This is a genomic window from Bradyrhizobium sp. USDA 3364, assembly GCF_054056355.1.
Map to the genome: position 1 here is coordinate 1089044 of NZ_JBSRYG010000002.1, position 20332 is coordinate 1109375.

The following is a 20332-nucleotide window of genomic DNA, read 5'->3' on the forward strand; positions in this document are numbered from 1 at the left end:
TGCCATTGCGCTTCCTCCGCAATATCCTTCACCTGACGCCAGATGGCGAGGTTACGTCCAAACTGACGTCGAGATGCCGGTGAACGCTGCGGCATCGGCAAAGGCAATTATGGCCTATGAGTCGAAGGCGGCGATCGAAGAAGCCCTCACACACGCATTGCCTATGCTGAAAGCCAATACGCGAAACGACCACATCTGGATCGAGCAGCAACTTGCCGAGACGCGAGACTGAGGCTACGCGACCTGCATTGGAGAGATAGACGAAGGTCTTGCCGCGATCGCCGTACCCATAAAGCTTTCGAACGGAATGGTTTTGCACTCCATGGGCATGACGGGCCCTCTACTGCATCATGAACGACCAATTGGCGGGCAGGCTGGGAGCCTCGTACGGCGCGGCCGATTCCCTTGCGGTGTCGCCTTCCATCGGAGAGCAATTGAAGCGGACTAGAGAAACTAGCCGCCCCTAGCAAAGTCTGACCTGGATTCGTTTGGCGCTGGTTCATAGCGGAGCCGCCGGCGCAGCGGATCGGGGAATATTTCAAGCGCCTGCCCGCAGGTCAGAACACTCTATGCTCCTCTGCGGCCAGACCGAAATGCCGGGGCACCTTTCACAACTATGATGACCCGTCCGAAGCACCGAGTCGTCAAGCTCCAAGAATCAGCCAGCTAGCTTTTAGTTAAAGACACGACTAGCGGGCTTCGGCCCTGGTTTGAAAAATCGGTCACCAGCGCAGCCGGCACGAGTTCCTCACTCGATCGGAGGGTCGGACCGTGGCCGCCGGCGGCCCTCTATCAATAGAAGCCGGAGCTTCGATCGATCCGTCGGTAGGGTCCCCCTGGTGAAACGTAGAGATCACCGGCGGGCGGATCACGCTTCAAGCTCTCCTGGACCAGCCGCGCAAGGCTTGGAAAGCCGCGGCGCATATCGGTGTGGCCGGTCGCAAGCCACACCCGCACATTACCCGGTATGGCAATCATCGGTGCTGAAGCACCTCGAGGACCCGCGCCAGCGCTTCTGGATCGACGTGCGCATCCACTCGGATGGGTCGCCGGTTGCCACGGTCGATCTCGATCAATCCAATACGCGCGGCCACCACAGACTGCCCTCGGCTATCACCTGCGGGTAAAAGCTTCCGAGTTTCCTCCGCCTCCGTGGCGGCGATCTGCACCGGCGCAAAAGATGGTACGGTCTGCTCGGACGTCCGCGCTTGTCGACGCCAAGTAAACACCAGGCTGGCGGCGACTCCGTTGCGACGCGCAACCGCAGTCACCTTTGCGCCCGGCGCCAACGTCTCCTCGAGAATCCGCGCCTTGTCATCCTGCGACCAGCGCCGCCGTCGCTCCGGCCCGCCCAAAACCTCGACCCGATCGCCTGATGACCTTAAAGCTAGACTTAAGGTCACACGCTTGGCGAGTTACAGCGCGTCAGACAAGACGGCGCCCGCCGGATGCGTACCGATCGGCTCTATCGTGACGCTCAACATCGCTCATCAACTCTTCGCTGGTTAATCTAATACCCTTCGCCCGGCTTAATCGGCGAGCGATCGGGTCGGCAATTAGGGTATATCGGCCGCTTTGTTGGAGTAGCCGTATCCCTCCATTGAGGGCCGCCTTGTTTGACGGACGCGAGCGCTGCAGGTCCTAGGGGTAATCCTAGGAGAAGCGCTATGACGATTTCGCGGGCAGAGGTGATCACATCGGTCGAGCGGCGGCGTCGGTGGTCACAGGATGAGAAGGAACGGCTAGTTGCAGCATCGTTCGAGCCCGGAGCCACTGTTTCCGAGGTGGCTCGCATGGCCGGCCTTCATGTGAGCCAGCTGTTCAGGTGGCGCAAAGAGCTTTGCAAGCACGGTGAAACGAGTGTAGCGCCGTTGGTGCCGGTCGAGATTGGGCCGTCTGTGCCGCCGCGGGATGTGGCCGAAGCGCCATTGACGACGGCGCCGGCGCGTCGACGGAGGAGCCAGGGCATCATCGAGATTGATCTCGGTAGCGGACACCGCATCCGGGTCGACGGTGACGTTGATGGAGACGCGCTGCGGCGAGTTCTCGATGCCCTGGTGCGCCGATGATCCCGGTTCCGACAGGCGCGCGAGTGTGGCTCGCGACAGGCTACACGGATATGCGCAGAGGCTTTCCGTCGTTGGCACTCCAAGTGCAGGAGGTGTTGCGCAAAGACCCGCTCAGCGGTCATCTGTTCGTCTTCCGCGGTCGCCGCAGCGATCTTGTGAAGATGATCTGGCACGATGGCCAGGGAGCATGCTTGTTTACCAAAAGACTCGAGAGAGGAAGGTTCATCTGGCCATCGGTTGCCGGTGAATCGGTAACGATCTCTCCGGCGCAATTGAGCTATCTGTTGTCCGGGATCGATTGGCGCAACCCTCAAGAAACCCAGCGTCCGACGCGGGTCGGTTAGTCGTTTTGCAGGTTTGAATCTGCTGCTTGATCTGATTCAATGGCTTCGTGATATCAAAGCCGGACGATCTTCCATCGGACCTTGTCAGTGCCCTGGCGGCGCTGCAGGCCGAGCGTGAGGCGCGGCTGCGAGCTGAGGCGATGGCTGCCAGCGCGCAGGCGGAGCTGTCGAACAACGAGGCGCTGGTCGCGCATCTCGAGCTGCGGATCGAGAAGCTCAAACGCGAACTGTACGGGCAGCGCTCCGAGCGCACGGCGCGGCTGCTCGAGCAGTTGGAACTGGAGCTCGAAGACCTCGTCGCCACGGCGAGCGAGGATGAGCTTGCGGCGCAGGCCGCAGCGGCGAAGACGCAGAACGTCCGCCCCTTCACGCGCAAGCGGCCGGTGCGCAAGCCTTGGCCGGACGACATCGAACACGAGCGCGTCGTCATTGACGCTCCGACGAGCTGCGCCTGCTGCGGCGGATCGCGGCTGGCGAAGGTCGGCGAGGATGTGACCAAGACGCTGGAGGAGATCCCGCGTCGCTTCAAGGTCATCGAGACAGTGCGCGAGAAGTTCACCTGCCGCGATTGCGAGAAGATCAGCCAGCCGCCTGCGCCGTTCCATGCCACGCCGCGCGGCTTCATCGGCCCACAATTGCTGGCGACGATCCTGTTCGACAAGTTCGGCATGCATATCCCGCTCAACCGCCAGAGTGCGCGCTTTAAGGCCGAGAGGATCGATTTGCCGCTGTCGACGCTGGCCGACCAGGTCGGCCACGGGACCTTCGCCGTCATGCCACTCTTCCACTTGATCGAACGCCATGTGCTCGCTGCTGAGCGCCTTCATGGCGATGACACCACCATCCGTATCCTGGCGAAGGGCAAGTGCACGACCGGGCGGATCTGGACTTATGTGCGGGATGACCGGCCCTTTGCCGGGCCTGCGCCGCCGGCGGCGGTCTATTACGCCTCGAGCGACCGACGAGGCGAGCATCCGCAGAAGCATCTGGCCGCCTTCGCCGGCATCCTGCAAGCCGATTGCTACAACGGCTTCGAGCCGCTGTTCGACCCGCAGAAGAAGGTGCTGCCGATTACGCCGGCGTTTTGCTTCGCCCATGCGCGGCGGGGCTTCTTCGAGCTGGCTGACATCGAGAAGAATGCCCGGGAAGGCAAGAGAGGTAAACCGGTCTCTCCGATCGCGCTGGAGGCGGTCAGGCGCCTGGATGTGTTGTTCGAGATCGAGCGCGCCATTAACGGCTGCGGCGCCGAAGAGCGGCGCGCCGTGCGCCAGGAAAAGAGCAAGCCGCTCCTCGGGGACATGCACGCCTGGTTGCTGCGTGAGCGCGAAACCCTCTCTCGCTCCTCCGAGGTCCTGAAGCCTATGAATTACATGCTCAGGCGCTGGGACGACTTCGCCCGCTTCCTCGACGATGGCAGGATCTGCTTGACCAACAATTGTGCTGAGCGCGCATTGAGAGGCATCGCCTTGGGAAGGCGCAACTGGACCTTCGCCGGCAGCCAGCGTGGTGCCGACCGTGCCGCCATCATGCTGACGATGATCACGACCTGTCGTCTCAACGACGTCGATCCGAAAGCCTGGCTCGCCAACGTCCTCGCCCGTATCGCCGATCTTCCCGCATCGCGTCTGCACGAATTGCTGCCCTGGGAATGGAAGCTCCTGCGCCAAGCCGACAAGCCCGCCGATCAGCAGGCCGCCTGACCTTCACGCAACGCCATCATAGAGCTCGCCGTACCCGCGCGCATGCGTCCATCACGCGGTCCTCGTCGTATGCGTACGAGTAGCCCGTGTGATCGAAACATACTCTGAAAATCAAGCCCTATCGGCGGCGGTGTCATATACTTGCAGGAGGCACGAGACGTGCAACGCACGCCTCATCACTGCACTTTGGTCCTTTCGTGACGAACCGGCGCGCCAAGACGGCGAGCTGCTATCTGATGGTTCGTCATTGACGATGAATAGAAACAACTATCTGCTCTGGTGTGTCTTCTGTATGCGACATTGAGGAGGCCCTGATTGGCGTCGCTGAGCGTTCTTGAGCGATAGCGGGCCGAGCCGATAGGACTACATGCCCTCGCGGGGGGCTTACCGTCGAACGCTGTTGCTTCGAATACACTTGCCAAGCCCTACAGAGACTGTACGCGGGGCCGAAAGCAGATCGAGACTACAATCGGTTGAACATCCCTGACCACTCCATTCTCACCAGCCCGACGTCGCGCCTTCACTCCCGACTTCGGGCCCCGCCTCGATGATCGGCGCTGTCACTCATGCGACCTTGGCCTGTTCCAATGCCTCGGTCAGAGACACCTCGAATATGTCAATGCCTTGATTTAATGTCTCCAGGTCGATCGTGAGCGCAGGAAGAAATTTTACGACCTGATCCCTGGGGCCACATCGTTCGATAATCAATCCCTTCTCAAATGCCTTGCGTGCCGTCGCCTCCGCGATTTCAGCAATCTGGCAGTCAAACCCCAGCGCCATACCTCGTCCGCGAACAGCAAAATTGTTTCCATGCTCGGATGCAATGGAATCAAGCCGGCGACGCATAAGATCTCCCGTGCGCTGGATTCCTTCTGAAAACGTCCGGCTGCGCCAAAAAACGTTAATAGCTGCGGTAGCGGATACAAGCGCAAGGTTATTTCCCCGAAATGTGGCTGTATGTTCTCCTGGCCGCCATGCGTCCCGTTCCTCCTTGATCAATAGCATCGACAATGGCAAGCCGTACCCACTTAGTGACTTCGACAGCACAACGATGTCCGGCGACAACCCTGCGAACTCGAAACTAAAGAATTCGCCTGTGCGGCCGCACCCCATCTGGATATCGTCTACGATGAAAAGGGCACCAACGTCCTTTGCTATGGCCTGAAGTGATTGCAGCCATTCCTTGCCGGCTACATTTATTCCCCCTTCTCCCTGTACAGTTTCAACGAGAATGGCTGCTGGAGCATCGACGCCGCTGCTCTCGTCAAGCAATACCTTCCGCAGGTAGTCGGACGTATCAACCGCTGGCCCGAGATAACCATCATAGGGCATGAAAGTTGCGCCGGACAAAGCCACGCCACTGGCTACGCGAAAAAGACGACCACCGGTCGCCGCGGCGGCCCCTAAACTGAGACCATGATATCCATGCGTGAATGAGACGACGTTCTGGCGTGCGGTGATTTTGCGTGAGAGCTTTAGAGCCGCCTCAACCGCATTGGCACCAGTTGGCCCTGTGAACTGAAAGCGATAGTTCTGCAGACCACGTTCGCAAAGTATGACAGTATCGAACGCCTCCATGAATTCGCGCTTTGCAGGAGTGGCCATATCAAGCCCATGGACAACGGCATCCGACGCCAGATACTCGGCAATGGCCGCCTTGATCTCATGATTATTGTGGCCATAGTTCAGCGCTCCGGCACCAGAGAGGAAGTCAATGACCTCTCGGCCACCGTCCGTTAACATAATAGAGCCGCGGGCCCGACTGAAGACATCCGGAAGCGAACGAGAATACAAGCGAACGTTCGATTCTAACGCTGAGAAAGCTCGCAAGTTAGGAGGCTCGCCAATTGCCTCGCCCATCGTGTTTCCTTTCCAAGTGAGAGGTTCATGAACAAGCGGCTTTCGTCAGACCGCGTTAACTGTGGACCGGCGATTCGAACACGCGCGTTCTGGACCCGCGTCAGGATGTGTTGCGCGACGCATGCTGCCGAGCACGACCCCATGTACCTACATGAGAACTGAAAATCGCGGACCTACTAAGGTCAGCAGTATCCCTGAGGGATCGGGGCGTGGTTGTCGCGAGGGTATTCTGTCCCTCACACCTCACGTTGACAGATTGCGTTCAATACCGGGCTGCAAACTTGGTAGGGAGGGACTAGCGCGAGTAAGCGTTCCACGGTTCGCGCCGAACTATCTCGGTCATGAGCCGCGGGAGAACGTCGTTTGAGACGAACTGGAGAGTGTCGGCATCGACAAGGTCCCGGCCGGATCCGGCGGCTGCTCGGTCGTTATTGGACCGCGCAAGTAGAGACCGAGGTGACCGCCCTCATCCGCGACGATGTCCGCTTAGTCCCCGACGTGGCGCCGGCGGTTCTGAAGAGCCAGCCTGTTCGTCAGCAGTTGGAAACGCAGGAAGAGGAGTCCGGCGTAAATAGCCGTCCCAATTGATAAGCCCATCCAGATACCGATCACGCCAAGGCCTACCTTAAAATCAAGGAAGTAGCTAAGGAAGAAGCCGATCAGCCAGTAAGCGATGCCGGCGAACAGAAATGGCATCCGCGTATCCTTCAGCCGCGCAAGTTTCCCGCCCCAATGAATTGCACGGCATCTGTGACAAAAAAGCTCGCGCCAACCAGAAGAAGCTTTGCAGCAGTTCGATGGTGGCGCCGGCATCGCCCACCGATTCATCCAGGAATAATTCGGCAATCTCAAAACGCATGGCGATCACTACAAGCGTCAGGATTGCGGCGATTATGATACCGAGCAGGATTGCGGCCAGACCTGCCCGCTTGATGCCGGGGCGGTCGTTGCGGCCAACCGCGTGACCAACGCGCACGGCCGCCGCCATGCTGATACCGAAGGGGATCATGGACATGATCATGGCGACCTGAAACGCGATCTGATGAGCCGCGAGTGCACTGGTGCTGATCAGACCCGCCAGCAGCGCCGCGGCCGGGAACACTCCGAAGCTCGTCAACGAGGTGACTGAGATGCGAGTCCCGATCACGATGAATTGCCGCATCAAGGGCCAATCAAAATACGAAAAATGTGCAAGCACGTGATAGTCTCGGAAAGGGCGACGCATTGTGACGAACCACAAACCGGCCAAGAACGTCGCACAGTTCACCAAGGTCGTCGCAAGACCTGCCCCGAACAGCTCAAGGCGCGGCAGGCCGAGTCTGCCATAGATCAAAAGATAGGCCAGCAGGGCATTGATGGGGATGGCCGCGAGCGTGATCCACAAGATCGGCTCCGGCCGGTTGACCGCGCCCATGAAACTGCGGATAGCCAGAAAACCCAGCACCGACGGCGCGCCCCAAGCCAGTCCGAACAGATATATCTGAGCGAGCCGCGCCGTGTCGGGCGCCTGGCCCAAGGCTAGCAGTATTTACTCTCCGCACGACGCAAGCGCCATGATCGGGAAGGACAGCATCATCGCTGCCCACAGTCCCACGCGTAGCGCGCGGCGTACCACGGCGAGATTGTTCGCTCCTAATGCCTGCGCCGTCAGCGGTGCGATGGGCGCCAGCAGGCCTGTGCCGAACGTGAAGGCAAGGACATAGACCCTGGCAGCCAACCCTGCCGCTGCGATCGCTTCTGCACCGATGTGCCCGATAAAGGCAATATCCGTTGTCATCATCACGATCTGCCCAACCTGGGTCAGCGCCATCGGCCACGCGAGTTTCGCGGTTTCCTTGAGCTCGACAGCGACTTGATGGCTCATCCGTCTCGTCCGTCCGAGCCGCGAAGTCGGTGCCGGGTTCTTTTCGACTAACTTGTCATGGAAATTGTGCTGCTCCCGGCTTACCTCGGCGATAGACGATCTCTTTTTTGCTGACAGAATCCTATCGTCGCCTGTACTCGCGATGGCCTGTGGGATGCGGACTCACGCACATCTTTGCTGCAGGCGCTCCTCACGGGCAACGCGAGCCATGGCGCTTGGACCTGCCGTTGAGCCCGGGTCTGACGCACCCCGCCCAATAAGGAGGTCATCTCCTTGGTCATGTCCCGTAGCGCTAGCGCCATGCACCGACTTTTTCGCCCGTGTCAAGCGCGATGAAACGCAGCAGGTATCGGCGCGCCGAACCACTCGGTCATCGGCCTCGCGCAATGGATGCGGTGCCAACCGCGATGCCGGTGTGGCCGATCATGGCGATGAAATCGTATGCGAGCACGCACTCAGACGGAGAAAGGGCGTTGCGCCGGTCGAATCAACACGCAACGCAGACGTGCGCTGACAGGCCTTATTCCTATAAGCCATCACCGGGACTCCTAGAGCAAAGCGATGCTGAGTAGTCATCTTCTTAGCAAGGCCCGCGCCAACTGCGAGAGCTTGATTTGTGACGGCTATTTGCTCAGGTCGACGTGTCGTAGGTCCGAAAGCATGTCGCAGATCCGACAGGCGGCATCAAAGACCCATCGATATCGATGTTACGATGATTGCCCAAATGTGAGCTTTCAGGAGATTGTCCGCTCGGCCCCATCGTGCGGCGTGCAGTCGCCAAACGTTGGTAGCGAACTCAGGCAACCAAGAAGAGCGCGTCTCTTTGGCCGAAAGGCAAAAAGTGCAATCAAAAGCGACTTGAGTAGGCCGCCGCCGCGCGCCAGTTGAAGACCATACCAAAGAGGTACGTCAAATGGAGGGAGCGGAAATCTATGGATGGTTTGCGCCGTGGATCCCCAGGCCTGCATTCATTGCCAGGCCAATTCCATCGATCACTGCGCTCCGGTCGCCTCGACTGACCAAATCACCACTTCAATGTCCAAGCGCTGCACCGTAGGCAATGCGCATTGTCGAATGCTGGCACTTATCTGTTCAGGTCAAGGAGCAGCGCGCACCTACTTGCGAAGTCAATACGGAAGAGGCCACGGTCGCTTGGCGGATTCCACTACGCTCACTCCGATCGCCATGGCTGCTATGCGGTTGGAATACGATCACGCCTTTTGCCGAGAACCCGCACTCAATCGAGATAATGGGATAATGTAGAGCTTTCACTTTCACTCGTGCCGACCGCGGCCCCTTGGTCTGACGCACAAAGACGACAGCTGACCTGAGCGCGGTAGAAGCAGGGCGAGCGAGCCATGGCGCAACCGCCTTGTCCGCATCTCCTAGACGGGCATCGACGACGGCAGCGCCGAGGGGACCAAAGATACCAATGCAGCCCAAACCAGCGAAGTCGCTGCCATTTCCGCTTGGCCCTTGGCCCGGCGTAACGCCGGATGAAAGGCGCATCACACGCACATTGTCGCCAACGACATGGACGCCATCCGGTCTAGGTGTCCGAGGAACATAACCGAATGCCAGACGGACGTTGCGATGCGTGATTGCGATCAGATTGATCAGAGCTGTTGGGAGTGTGGTGCTAGGCGGTGGCCTTTGCGTTTCCGCTAGAGCATGAGATCAGCCTTTGCCTGTCGGCGAACATGATCCGATGCTTTCCAAGCGCGCGGAATGACAGAACCAGGCAACGAACACTTACGTCGTTGACGCTCCTGACCAGGTTTGCACATCCAGACTCGTGCTAACGAGAACAACTCTTACACCGATAGCGGCATACGAGCTTGCGCCCGCGGCCGCCTGCTGCCAACCAAATTTCAGATGTTCTCGCTAACTTAATCCGAACTTTGAAAGGCCTCCGGCGGGCATGCCGGAGGCCGTTTTGGAGGTTAAGCTTAGATCAATAGAGCCGTTCTCGTTTTCTCCTTTCCGCTGGTTGGCGGAGACTCACCAGTTGCGCTGAGCGCGGAGCAGCAGCGTAAGGCTGTTCTGGTCCTTCAGCTCATAGGTAGCGCCAGGCTTGGCGATAGCTGACTGAAGCGGCAGCGTTACCGTGCTTCCGCTCGCATACTTCTGGTCGAGCATCGTGTAAGCGAGATCGGCCGAGAACGTCAGGTTCTTGACCGGAGTCCAGCCAGTCACCAGCCCGACAATCGAATAGTTGAAGTCCGGGTTGCAGCCGGCAGCGCCGCTTGACAGCGCAAGCGTTGCGACGAACGCGCCGCAGATATAACCTTTGGCAGTATTGTTATATCGCACAGCAGCCCATGCACCGTAGAGGCTGGTGGCCCAGCGCGGATCCCAGTTGTGGGTGTAGCCGCCGCGGAAGCCGTAGGTCGTGGTCAACTCCTGGCCCGAGCCTGCAACGAACACTGCGTCAGAGAGACCGCCAAGTCCGACGCTCTGGTAAGCACCAGCAAGGCCCGTACTACCGTACATCGCATAGCTGGTCGACATATAGTCTTGGAAGTTGTAGCGACTTGCGCCGTTCGTATAAACACCTGTCAGGTTGACCGTGTCACCCGGACCAGTCGGGATGTTCTTGATCGACAAAGCCAGCTCTCCAGCCCAGCCCCATTTGTCAGCGGGATGGCCGGTCGTTTCATCGGCGCCGTAGTAGGCGGCGTGATTGTCGTGCGCGGCGACCGCGGCCTGGAAGAGGCCCCAGGCCTGGTCAACGCGAAGCATGGCAATAAAATCGGGAGACGCCGTACCGGCGATATCGTTCCCCCCATATGCGCCGGTCGCAAGACCCGCGGCCGTCGCCGCACTCACGTTCCAGATGTTGGTTGTGTCATGCTGAACTTGGTCCTGGGCCGAAAACGAGGCGGTGATGCCTTGGCCGAAGTCTGCAGTATAGGTGAACTGGTTGACCGGGTCCCAGCCGCCGCCGCCTGGCAGACCGTCAAAATTGTTGCCGGGATAGTTGGCCCACGGAGCGGAGAATTGCGACTGCGCCTTGCCGATCGTGAAGCCGGCGAACTGAATGAACGCATAGTAGACACCCAGCGTGCCACCGGCGACGGTCGCTCCACTGTAGGCAGTCGAACCGTTCGAGGCAGTTGTACCGCCCCCGGAATAGCCGCCCGAATTCCAGTTGAATACACCATCGAAGAAGGTGCGAACCACGCCGTACTCGGTCTGGGTCCGTGTGTCGATGGACAGATCTTCACGGGAGGCAGTGCTGTAATAGTTCCGGAGGCGATTTTGCGCACCGGCCACGCCGCTATTGGCCGCATCATAGACAGCGTTCGTGGCCAGCGCCGTTTGGACACGCAGATATCCACCGAGCTTGATGCAAGTATCGGTGCCGGGAATATAGTAGAAACCTGGTCCGTACAGGGAGCAGATCTTCACATACTCGATCGCTTTGGCCTTCAAAGGAAGATCGGCTGCCTGCGCTCCAGCGCCCGCAAATAGTGCCGCGGAACAGAGGACAAGACTCTTCGTCAATTTCATCGATGAACCTCCAAGTTGGTAACGTTGAGTCCCGTCCTCCAACGATCCGCCGCTGTCACTTTCACCGCGATGGAAGATGCTTGACGGAACGACTTCGAGGCCCCCCTCGATGTCTGACGAAAACGTTACTGGGCGACCGAAGTCGAGGTTTGCCGATCTTGGCGCTTGCAACTTCCAAATTCTGCGCCTGAGCGGGAGGTTTCGCAGTTTTTGTGCGAATCGGACCTAACCTCTACGCGTCGATCGAGGATGGACTCAGCCGGCGGCCTTATCCGCATGGCTAAACCGTCACTTCAACAAAGCGACTGTCCTAGATGGCACCACCCAATCCCGCGATGCAGATGGGCGCGTGGCGGAAGCCGACGAGACAAGGCTGGCGATACCCATACACGGCCTCCCGTCGCTGGACGAGTTTTGTGCCCCATGAGTTCGACTGCCTAGATGTCACCAGCAGGCTGCGCGCCTTGCGTGCAGCCGTTCTTCAGTTCGAGCTGATTTTCTCAGCGAACGCGCCTTTTTTTAGAGCTCCCACGATCCGCTAGCGACATACCGGAATTCGGCTTCAGGCGATGGCCGATTCCTTCGAGAGTTCATCGAGCACCTGCTTTGTCGCTCCGTGCGCGAGTTCAACAATCTCATCGATCTCGGCTTCAGAGACAACAAGGGGTGGGGCGAAACCAAGAATATCTCCGTGCGGCATCGCGCGGGCAATAAGCCCGCGATCACGGGCAGCTTTCGAGATCCGGGCACCGACCTTGAGCTGCGGATCAAATCGCCGTTTCGTCTGGCGATCTGCAACGAACTCGATTGCGCCGAGCAAGCCTACGCCTCGCACTTCGCCTACGATCTCGAGCTGCGCGAACCGCTCCTTGAGCCTCTTCTGGAAATGCGAGCCGACGATCCTGGCGCGGTCGCTTAGTCGTTCCTTTTCGACGATATCAAGAACCGCGTTGGCGGCTGCGGCCGCAATCGGGTGTCCGGAATAGGTGTATCCATGCGAAAATGCGCCCACTCGATCCGCGGCTTCCTCCATGACCGCATAAACCCTTTCACCGACGATGGCTGCCGAGAGCGGCACGTAGCCGGAGGTCAGGCCTTTGGCGACAGTCACGAGGTCAGGCTCGATCTCGTAAAGCATGCTGCCGAAGTCCGCTCCGGTTCGCCCGAACCCACAAATCACCTCATCGGCGATCATAAGTACGTCGTAACGCCTGAGCACCGCCTGAATTTCACGCCAGTAGCCGGTCGGCGGCGGCGTGATACCGCCCGTCCCCAACACCGGCTCAGCGATAAAGGCGCCGACCGTGTCGGGCCCCTCCCGCAGGATCAGCTCTTCGAGCTCGGCAGCACGCCGGCGAGAAAAGGCCTCCTCCGACTCGCCCGGTTCGGCGCCCCAATAGTGGTGCGGTGCGCCACTGTGCACGATGCCTGGGAAGGGAAGATCCATATGATCATGGTAGAACGACATACCTGTCATCGAGCCGGAAACGACCGAGCAGCCATGATAGCCTCGCTCACGCGAGATAATCTTTTTCTTCTTCGGCTTGCCACGCAGGTTGTTATAGTACCAGACGAGCTTGGCTTGGGTTTCATTGGCGTCCGATCCGGACAAGCCGAAGAACACTTTGCTTGGCTTACCCGGCGCCATTCGCACGAGACGATCAGATAGCCTCGCCAGCTCTTCAGTCGTGTGAGCGGCATATGTGTGGTAGTAGGCAAGCTTGTGCGCCTGCCGCGCGATGGCTTCAGCCACTTCGGTCCGCCCATACCCGATGTTTACGCAGTAGAGGCCCGCAAAGGCATCGATATAGCTGCGCCCCTCGGCATCCTGGATGCGAACGCCCTGGCCGCCTGTGACGATCGTCGGATCACCGATCTTTCCCGTTGCGTATTCCTTGAGCTGGGTGAAGGGATGCAGGACACTCGAGCGATCTCGTTCAGCGATGGTTGTTATGTCAATCATTCCAGTTCTCCTAGGCTACCAAATCGCCGAAGCAGACGTATTTGAGTTCCATGTATTCGGCCAAGCCGTGTCGTGAGCCCTCGCGGCCGAGGCCCGACTGCTTCCACCCCCCAAATGGAATCGGCGGCCCAGTGAATGAGGCTGTATTGATACCGAGCATTCCGCACTCGATCTGCTCAGAAAGCCGGAGCGCTCGACGTAGATTGTCCGTGTAGATGTACCCGGCCAGCCCCATCTCGTTGGCATTGGCACGAGCGATGACCTCTTCCTCGGACTCGAACGAAAGTACGGCGGCTACCGGCCCAAACGTTTCCTCACGCGCAATGAGCATGTCTTCAGTGACATCGCTCAGTAGCGTTGGCGCAACGAAGTTCGGACCCAGACTACCCCCCTGATGGGCACCAACAATACGCGCGCCCTTCTTCACTGCATCATCGATCTGGACTCTGCACTTGTTGGCCACCGACAATTTGGTCATCGGCCCGACGTCTGTTGCAGCTTCGAGACCATGCCCGACCTTTAGTTGAGCCATCGCCGCAGCAAAAGCCTCGACGAAGGCCGTGTAGATGCCTGCTTGAACGTAGATCCGGTTGGCGGCCAAGCAGTCCTGGCCCGACGTCGCAAACTTTGCGGCCATCGCGCCCGTGACGGCCTTCTCGAGATCCACATCATCAAAGACGATGAAAGGGGCATGCCCCCCCAACTCCAGCGAGACCTTCTTGATTGTGTCGGCGGCGCCCTCAAGAAGCAGACGACCGACCTCGGTAGAACCGGTGAATGAAAGCGCGCGTATCCTTGTATCGCGCAATAGCGGCGTCGAAAGTTCGATCGGATGGCCAACCAACACCTGAAACACGCCGCGTGGGATGCCGGCTTCTTTCGCCAGCCTAGCCAGGGCAAGAGCTGAGAGCGGCGTCTCGGGTGCAGGTTTCACGATGATCGGGCAACCGGCCGCAAGGGCGGCTCCCGCCTTTCGGGCGATCATCGCGACTGGAAAATTCCACGGAGTAATCGCCGCCGTCAAACCGATTGGCTGCATTCGCACCTGAAGCAGACTTCCTACCTTATGACTCGGAATTGTCTCTCCATATGCGCGCTCCCCTTCTGCGGCGAACCAATCGAGAAATCCAGCGCCGTATGCAATTTCCTGGCGCGCCTCTTGGAGTGGCTTGCCCTGCTCGCTCGTCACCAGGACGGCGAGTTCTTCCGAATGGTTGCGCATCAATGCCGCCCAGGACCTGAGGATCGCCCCACGCCTTGCCGGCAACAGTCCACGCCACGCAGCAAACGATTGGTCAGCTGCCGCGATCGCAAGACCCATATCCGAAGCAGAGCAACGAACCACGTCCGCGATGTCTTCCCCGGTTGCGGGATCGACCACCACGTCTCTTTGGTCGCTCGCGACCCAGCGTCCGTCAATCAGCGCGTCGCCGGCCAAAAAATCGCGGCGGCGCAAGTTCTGTAGGCTGCTGGCCGCAAGACCAAGCAAACGAGGGCTTCTCTGCCGGATAGTTTCTAAGGCCATTCGAAGGTCCGAAGCGGTCATCTTGTTGAAATTTCCTGTGCATTCAGGATACTGGTGTCGCACAAGACATTTGCATCGCATTTCCTGCCGCTCGGATGATTTCCTGCATCACACAGGCATTTTGCGGCGAAATCCACCTGTAGGCTGGAGACGACCATGCAGTACGATCGGATAGACGCCAAAATCCTCGAGATCGTGCAAAAGAACAATCGTTTGACATCCGAGGTGATCGGCGAAATGGCGGGCCTTTCCGCGACCGCATGTCAGCGACGGCTGAAGAGACTCCGTTCAGAAGGCATCATCGAGGCCGACGTCTCGATTGTTTCCGCGAAGGCCGTCGGAAGGCCCATTCAAATGCTCGTGCTGGTAAACCTGGAGCGGGAGCGTTCAGATATCATCGACAGATTCAAGAAGGCGATCAAGTCGTCCGTTGACGTCGTCAATGGATTCTACGTCACCGGCGATGCCGATTTTGTCTTGTATGTTACCGCGCGGACCATGGAAGAATATGAGCAGTTCACCCGGCGATTTTTCTATGAGAACCCGGACATAAAGGGCTTCAAAACCATGGTCATAATGGACCGCGTCAAGGCAGGCTTTGCTGTTCCAATCGAGGCTCCGCTCGGGGATTGATGTGGCCCTCCCCTCTCGCGGGTCGATACGTTTTGGAGTGCCTTTCTTCACCAAGTCGCGCTGATCTCGGGACAAACCGCAATTGGTGCGGATTCCGCTCGATGCCGCCCAGCATTCCGAGATGATCTCGCCCGCCATTCCGGATGATGTCGACCGGGTGACGCGGCCTCTTCTGGCTCGCATAGGGTCCCCTCCCTTCGGCTTTGCGAAGATGGCCCTGGATGCCGACGGAGAGGCTTGCGATGCGCCACGTGCGCAATGTGATCAAGATGAAGGCGGCCGGGTTCCGTGTCGGCTTTCGCTCCCACGAAGGCCAGCTTTCCCGCCTGGGACGAAGGAATGATCTCGCTAGATCGGTCAATCATCGCCTGTGCAGTCTTTGCGAGTTCTGCGGCGGATAGCCCGGTATCGGGAGTCGAAGGCCGGAATGCTGATGGGAAGCAGCCGGCACCTCGGTCGTGCTTGCTTGCGCTTGTCCTGCTTCTCCGACAGGCGGACGAATAAGCCTGACTCCTTTGCCTGCTGAGCGACGCGCGTCTGGCGGATTCTCTCCGCCCGTTCGGCGTCTTCTTCCGGATTGGTCCGGAAGCCAGCGTCCGATGCCAAACCAGCCTTCTTCTCGTTTTCGGTGAAAGGCCGGCCAATGTCCCCGGGCGATGGTGGTCCAATCCGAGAACGTCGAACGCCAACCGGAGGTCAATTCCCAGTTTTCGCCTTTGATGTCGTGCACAACCACCGCCGCCGCCGACGACGCGGGGTTCCGCGTTCATTATACTCAATCCGCAGAACTGAGTATAAATGCGGAACCGACCATGCCGGCCTTCTCCCTGGTTGCCCAGACGACTTATGCCGAGCTCCTGGAGCGCACTGCCAATGCCGCTCTCCAGGAGGCCTTCGCCGACAACGGCTCGTTCACGGCCAAGAGCATCAATGGCCGCAAGTATTGGTACTTCCAGACCGGCACCGGCGCCGAACGGTCGCAGCGATACGTCGGCCGGGGACGCCAGAGCCGGTGGAGCGCATCGCCCACCAGCAGGAGGTTCGCCAGGACAAACGCGAGCGCCGCGCGCTCGTATCCACCCTTGTCCGGTCGTTCAGTTTTCGCCGCCCCGTTCCCGAGATCGGCGATGTGATCGCGGCGCTTGCCAAGGCCGGCGTGTTTCGCCTTCGCGGCGTGCTCGTTGGAACGATCCCCTGCCAAACCTATGCAGCGATGCTCGGCGTTCGCCTCCCCGTCGGATCGCTCCAGACCGGTGACGTCGACATTGCCCAATTGAAGAATGTCTCGGTGGCGGTGGAGGACTCCACGCCGCCCGTTCTGGAGGTGCTGAAGGAGGTCGACAAATCCTTTCGTGCCGTTCCTCACACCGCCGATGGCCGGCGCGTGACCAGCTATGTCGCCAAGGGCTGCTTGCGCGTCGACTTTCTCACGCCGCACCAGGGCAAGGAGACCGACCGCCCTCAGAAGCTGCTGCCCTGAGCACGGACGCCCAACCGCTGCGCTTTCTGGACTTCCTGATCCGCGATCCCGAGCCCGCGGTTATCCTGCAAGGCGCCGGCATCTACGTGCGCGTGCGGGCGCCGGCGCGCTATGCCGTCCACAAGCTCATCGTCTCCCGCAGGCGCCCGGAGGGGTTTGCGAAGCGCGACAAAGACCTGCAGCAGTCCGAGGCCTTGTTCGCGACTCTGGTCGAAAAGCGCCCCCATGAGCTGAAATCGGCCTGGAGGAAGCGCATGGCCGCGGTCCCAGATGGCGCCAATTGATGCTCGAGGGCTTGCCTTGCTCTCGGCCACCGTTCGGGACGCGGTGCTCAAGACCATTAGTGCGCCTCGCTCGATTATTCCGAGCATAGATCTTTCTTTCGACAATCCCCCGACTCGCTATGACTTCAGCCGTGATGTCGTGACGTTCCACGGAGAGGCGCTCGGCAGCGCGGTCAACTGCGCAGTCAGCCGCGAAGCGCTGGATGACCGTTTCGGGGCCGATAGTCTCGGACAAGAGGGTCGCCTGCAAGCGTTCCTCAAGAACAGGTCGAGGATCGAGGAAATCGCTCGCGCCAAATATCTGTCCTCCCCCATCGATGAGCCCGGCGCCATTCTGGTGAAGACCTCCGACATCGAGAATTTTTCTCATTGAACACATTGGAACGGGTGAAGCGCCCCGAACAGAAAGCAAGCTGCACGAATCCGTTCGCGGATTCAAACACTTAAAAAACTGCGTCGATCAACAAAACGCGCGATTGTTGTACGCTTTGTTATCCGTTTGTTGGACGTCGCAAGTTAGCCCACGGCTTCTACGAAGCGCGTCACGATATCACTTGAAACGCGCTGGCGAAGCGTCCGTTGCTCGCGCGCTTCCGCGTCGTCGCCTTCGATTTCAAACTGAGCCACGGCGACTGAGCCGTCCTTGCGATAGCCTTCCGTTTTGTCGTCCGTCACGAAATGCTTACGCAGGATCGCCAAGACTTCGTTGATCACTTCCGCATGCTTACCGGCCATCGCCGTCTTGAACTTCTCGGCCGCTTTTTCAATGCCGCCCTCGACGTTTTCCAGGCAATAGACGATGTCATGAGCGTCCTTGCGTTCGTGCCGATCATCCAGTGCGTAAGCCTTGAGGCAGGTGAAGCTCACGATATCCGCATGGCGGACCTCCTCGGTGGCCACGCCTTTGCCGCCAAGCAGGTCCGCGGCGATCTCCTTGACCTCGTAATGATCGAACACGAGCGATGCGTGCGGAACGTTCAACGCGGAGATATTTCCTCCTTCCGCAGGGAGCGGGGCGACTTTTCCGCCGCCACGTTTGGGATCGTCGGCAAGGAATTCCAGAATGATTGAGCCGCCGGATTCGGTCTTGGCTTGCCAGCGCCAGGATAGTGGCTGCCCCTTGTCGTTCGTGGCGCGCGCGAACCCCATCTGTTTGAGATTTTCTTCGAGGGTTCGATAGGCCTCCGTGTCGGCGAGCACCTGCTGCTCGACGACGACATCGACATCGCCCGTGCCGGCATGCTGTTTACCCGGCGGCGGCTTCGTGACGAGGTAGCGTGGCGTGAGTCCGCCGACGAGATAAACGGATTTCTTCCACGGTCCGAGATTTCGGATCAGGGTGACGAGCAACCGCTCGCAGTTTTCCGTGACTTGTTTTTCATATCCGGCAGCGGTTTCGGGCTTGGCCATTAGAAACCTATTCTTTCATTGCGAAGATGTTCAGCAGCTTCCTGCGCCCGCCCCCCCGCGATCAGCAGATCAAGATAAACTTGGACCGGGCTAGCAAGCCACGCCGTGCCATGACGCTCCTTAAACAGGAAGGGCCCCTCCTCGGCGAGGTTCTCAATCATAATGAAATTCGCGCCTTCGGAAACCTCCTTGGCCCCGAGCTTGCTTAAAGCATTTGCCGCGGTGCGCGCGGATGCCGCGCGGCAGGATACGCGGGACAGGGAGGAAAGGAAGGGCGCGTAGCGTTGGGCGGCGGATTCCTGCGTGAGCACATATTCGACGCCAGTATCCGCGAAAGCCACGTCCATCCGGCCGATAAACGTATCGTCGTTCGTCGCGTTGGGCACGTAATAGCGGCGCACTTTCGGCTTGATGCCAGCGAGGATTTGCTTTTTCCATTCGTCCAGCAGCGCTCGCGGCGCGGTAAGCTGGCGCTCCTTGGAGGGGCCTTGGCCGCGCACGGCAAGCCACTCGAACCGTTCGAGCATGATCAAGGTTTCGGAGGCTGTGGCAGGCGATACGCGGGCCGCCTCCGAGAGCGCTTTCACGCTAAACCAGTGCTGAGGGTCATGGAGCAGGACGCGGAGGACCTGGGAGCGTTTGCCTTTGAAAACGGTGGTCACCGACCGGGCCAGATTTCTCGGCACGGGTTTATCGATCAGGACATAGGCTCCGGGCGCGGGAATGAAGAGACTCCCGCCCATGTCGAAATAGCCGACATTCTCCCGTCGCAGAAATTCCTTCGAGCCGGGGGATATGGATTCAGCGGCAAGAAGAGGAATGACGCGGTCGCCGCCGCCAAATTGGCTTGCGTACTCCCGTAGCTGCCAAAGCGCTTCGCGCGTGTCCCGTGGGAAGACGGATTTCTTGGCCTCGACGAGCAGCGTGAGGTTTTGATTGGAGATGCTGAGGTCGATTTCGGCGTCTATCCGCGATCGCGTGTTGGAGAAAGACCGCTGGCCGCTCTGGAGGTGAGCGTCGGCAGCCGGAAGCTCCTGAAGTGTCTTCAAAAGCTTGTCGACAACCGTCTTCTCCGTTTCCTGCCAATCGACCACGAAAGCTGTCCCTTTGCTGCGCAGTAAATATACCAGAAAGACTGAATATTTGCTAATGGGGCGTCATTTACTGCACACCGAATATAAGGAACGTGTGTAAAACTACATAAATTCAATTACTTAGCGAATTGCGCGGGAGGGAACTCACTGCCGCGAGACACCCGTTTGCTTGATCTGCATTCCTTCGAAAGCGGGTTTGCGCAGCAAACCCGATGGATGCCCTCTTTGGCGGGTGTGGATTCCAATGGATCGTGGAACACAATGTCCATTTCGCCGGTAATGTAGCCCGTCGTTGAAGCGACGCGCACACGGCTCTCAGACACAGAAAATCGCGCTGGCGGATAGCCGTTCTCTTTTAAAAACTTCCGAAGGATTTCCTCCCGCGCGCATCGCCGACGTCGCGAGGGTGGTGAATATCTTTCGATTTCTCGAATTCAAGCAGCAATCATCTCGGGTCGTGTCCTCGGAGGTGGTGTAGCTCGGTAGAGCAAAGCAGCCCGGACGCGCGCCCTCAACTAGCGCCGTAGCGGGCGGGCGGCTTTGCGGTGGTCACCGGCAGTTCTCCGGTAGGATCGGGTTGCGACACGCCAACG

General features: G+C 59.2%; 16 protein-coding genes and 1 pseudogene. 8 read left to right on the forward strand and 9 right to left on the reverse strand.

The genetic code is table 11. The annotated features are described in order from the left end of the window. Positions 1-79 precede the first annotated feature (79 nt). On the forward strand, positions 80-232 hold the full coding sequence (locus ACVILL_RS05275; RefSeq protein ID WP_456728128.1) for a hypothetical protein: 153 nt from the start codon (positions 80-82) through the stop codon (positions 230-232). Between the two features lie 560 nt (positions 233-792). On the opposite strand, the gene tnpB (ACVILL_RS05280) is transcribed toward ACVILL_RS05275, so the two are convergent. Both tnpB (ACVILL_RS05280) and tnpA (ACVILL_RS05285) read right to left on the reverse strand, forming a co-directional pair. Beyond that, positions 793-978 carry an IS66 family insertion sequence element accessory protein TnpB gene (gene tnpB / locus ACVILL_RS05280; protein ID WP_456728129.1) on the reverse strand — a complete coding sequence of 62 codons (186 nt, stop codon included), beginning with the start codon at positions 976-978 and terminating at the stop codon, positions 793-795. Next, complete coding sequence (gene tnpA, locus ACVILL_RS05285) at positions 975-1403, reverse strand: IS66-like element accessory protein TnpA (RefSeq protein ID WP_456728130.1); 429 nt, start codon at positions 1401-1403, stop codon at positions 975-977. The genes tnpB (ACVILL_RS05280) and tnpA (ACVILL_RS05285) overlap by 4 nt, the downstream gene beginning before the upstream one ends. A gap of 264 nt (positions 1404-1667) precedes the next feature. On the opposite strand from tnpA (ACVILL_RS05285), the gene tnpA (ACVILL_RS05290) reads away from it, so the two are divergent. From tnpA (ACVILL_RS05290) to tnpC, 3 genes are read left to right on the forward strand one after another with little or no spacing between them, the layout of a single operon-like run. Next, positions 1668-2069 carry an IS66-like element accessory protein TnpA gene (gene tnpA, locus ACVILL_RS05290; RefSeq protein WP_166205105.1) on the forward strand — a complete coding sequence of 134 codons (402 nt, stop codon included), beginning with the start codon at positions 1668-1670 and terminating at the stop codon, positions 2067-2069. After that, positions 2066-2413: an IS66 family insertion sequence element accessory protein TnpB gene (gene tnpB, locus ACVILL_RS05295; RefSeq protein WP_165124204.1), complete on the forward strand. Its 348-nt coding sequence runs from the start codon at positions 2066-2068 to the stop codon at positions 2411-2413. Before tnpA (ACVILL_RS05290) ends, tnpB (ACVILL_RS05295) begins: the two co-directional genes overlap by 4 nt. 47 nt (positions 2414-2460) lie before the next feature. Continuing rightward, entirely contained in the window at positions 2461-4113 is a 1653-nt protein-coding gene (gene tnpC / locus ACVILL_RS05300) for an IS66 family transposase (RefSeq protein ID WP_456728131.1), read from the forward strand. Between the two features lie 564 nt (positions 4114-4677). On the opposite strand, the gene ectB is transcribed toward tnpC, so the two are convergent. The 5 genes and pseudogenes from ectB to ACVILL_RS05325 all read right to left on the reverse strand — a co-directional run bounded on the left by ectB (position 4678) and on the right by ACVILL_RS05325 (position 14802). Further along, positions 4678-5973, reverse strand: a complete 1296-nt coding sequence (gene ectB / locus ACVILL_RS05305; RefSeq protein WP_456728132.1) for a diaminobutyrate--2-oxoglutarate transaminase — start codon at positions 5971-5973, stop codon at positions 4678-4680. 486 nt (positions 5974-6459) lie between these two features. Continuing rightward, positions 6460-7837: pseudogene (locus ACVILL_RS05310) on the reverse strand (MATE family efflux transporter). Between the two features lie 2001 nt (positions 7838-9838). Further along, on the reverse strand, positions 9839-11350 hold the full coding sequence (locus tag ACVILL_RS05315; RefSeq protein ID WP_456728133.1) for a porin: 1512 nt from the start codon (positions 11348-11350) through the stop codon (positions 9839-9841). Between the two features lie 562 nt (positions 11351-11912). Beyond that, a complete protein-coding gene (locus tag ACVILL_RS05320) occupies positions 11913-13313 on the reverse strand; it encodes an aminotransferase (RefSeq protein WP_456728134.1) in 1401 nt (466 codons plus the stop codon). Between the two features lie 10 nt (positions 13314-13323). Continuing rightward, entirely contained in the window at positions 13324-14802 is a 1479-nt protein-coding gene (locus ACVILL_RS05325) for an NAD-dependent succinate-semialdehyde dehydrogenase (RefSeq protein ID WP_456734177.1), read from the reverse strand. Positions 14803-14994: 192 nt separating this feature from the next. Here ACVILL_RS05325 and ACVILL_RS05330 point away from each other — a divergent pair, with 192 nt between their 5' ends. The 4 genes from ACVILL_RS05330 (at position 14995) to ACVILL_RS05345 (ending at position 17608) form a co-directional block, all read left to right on the forward strand. Further along, complete coding sequence (locus tag ACVILL_RS05330; protein WP_456728135.1) at positions 14995-15471, forward strand: Lrp/AsnC family transcriptional regulator; 477 nt, start codon at positions 14995-14997, stop codon at positions 15469-15471. 1012 nt (positions 15472-16483) lie between these two features. Beyond that, a complete protein-coding gene (locus ACVILL_RS05335; RefSeq protein WP_456728136.1) occupies positions 16484-16951 on the forward strand; it encodes a GSU2403 family nucleotidyltransferase fold protein in 468 nt (155 codons plus the stop codon). Between the two features lie 17 nt (positions 16952-16968). Beyond that, a complete protein-coding gene (locus tag ACVILL_RS05340) occupies positions 16969-17235 on the forward strand; it encodes a GSU2403 family nucleotidyltransferase fold protein (RefSeq protein ID WP_456734178.1) in 267 nt (88 codons plus the stop codon). Between the two features lie 16 nt (positions 17236-17251). Beyond that, on the forward strand, positions 17252-17608 hold the full coding sequence (locus ACVILL_RS05345) for a DUF1488 domain-containing protein (protein WP_456728137.1): 357 nt from the start codon (positions 17252-17254) through the stop codon (positions 17606-17608). Between the two features lie 143 nt (positions 17609-17751). Here ACVILL_RS05345 and ACVILL_RS05350 read toward each other — a convergent pair whose 3' ends face one another. Both ACVILL_RS05350 and ACVILL_RS05355 read right to left on the reverse strand, forming a co-directional pair. Next, the gene (locus ACVILL_RS05350; RefSeq protein WP_456728138.1) at positions 17752-18645 is read right to left on the reverse strand and encodes an antitoxin; all 894 of its coding nucleotides are present in this window, start codon (positions 18643-18645) and stop codon (positions 17752-17754) included. Next, positions 18645-19739, reverse strand: a complete 1095-nt coding sequence (locus tag ACVILL_RS05355; protein WP_456728139.1) for a type IV toxin-antitoxin system AbiEi family antitoxin — start codon at positions 19737-19739, stop codon at positions 18645-18647. The genes ACVILL_RS05350 and ACVILL_RS05355 overlap by 1 nt, the downstream gene beginning before the upstream one ends. Positions 19740-20332: the final 593 nt, after the last annotated feature.

What these genes read in the sequence shown, in the direction of transcription:
- tnpB (WP_456728129.1), bottom strand. Translation starts at nt 978, where the DNA reads ATGATTGCCATACCGGGTAATGTGCGGGTGTGGCTTGCGACCGGCCAC.
- tnpA (WP_166205105.1), top strand. Translation starts at nt 1,668, where the DNA reads ATGACGATTTCGCGGGCAGAGGTGATCACATCGGTCGAGCGGCGGCGT.
- tnpB (WP_165124204.1), top strand. Translation starts at nt 2,066, where the DNA reads ATGATCCCGGTTCCGACAGGCGCGCGAGTGTGGCTCGCGACAGGCTAC.
- ectB (WP_456728132.1), bottom strand. Translation starts at nt 5,973, where the DNA reads ATGGGCGAGGCAATTGGCGAGCCTCCTAACTTGCGAGCTTTCTCAGCG.
- ACVILL_RS05315 (WP_456728133.1), bottom strand. Translation starts at nt 11,350, where the DNA reads ATGAAATTGACGAAGAGTCTTGTCCTCTGTTCCGCGGCACTATTTGCG.
- ACVILL_RS05320 (WP_456728134.1), bottom strand. Translation starts at nt 13,313, where the DNA reads ATGATTGACATAACAACCATCGCTGAACGAGATCGCTCGAGTGTCCTG.
- ACVILL_RS05330 (WP_456728135.1), top strand. Translation starts at nt 14,995, where the DNA reads ATGCAGTACGATCGGATAGACGCCAAAATCCTCGAGATCGTGCAAAAG.
- ACVILL_RS05350 (WP_456728138.1), bottom strand. Translation starts at nt 18,645, where the DNA reads ATGGCCAAGCCCGAAACCGCTGCCGGATATGAAAAACAAGTCACGGAA.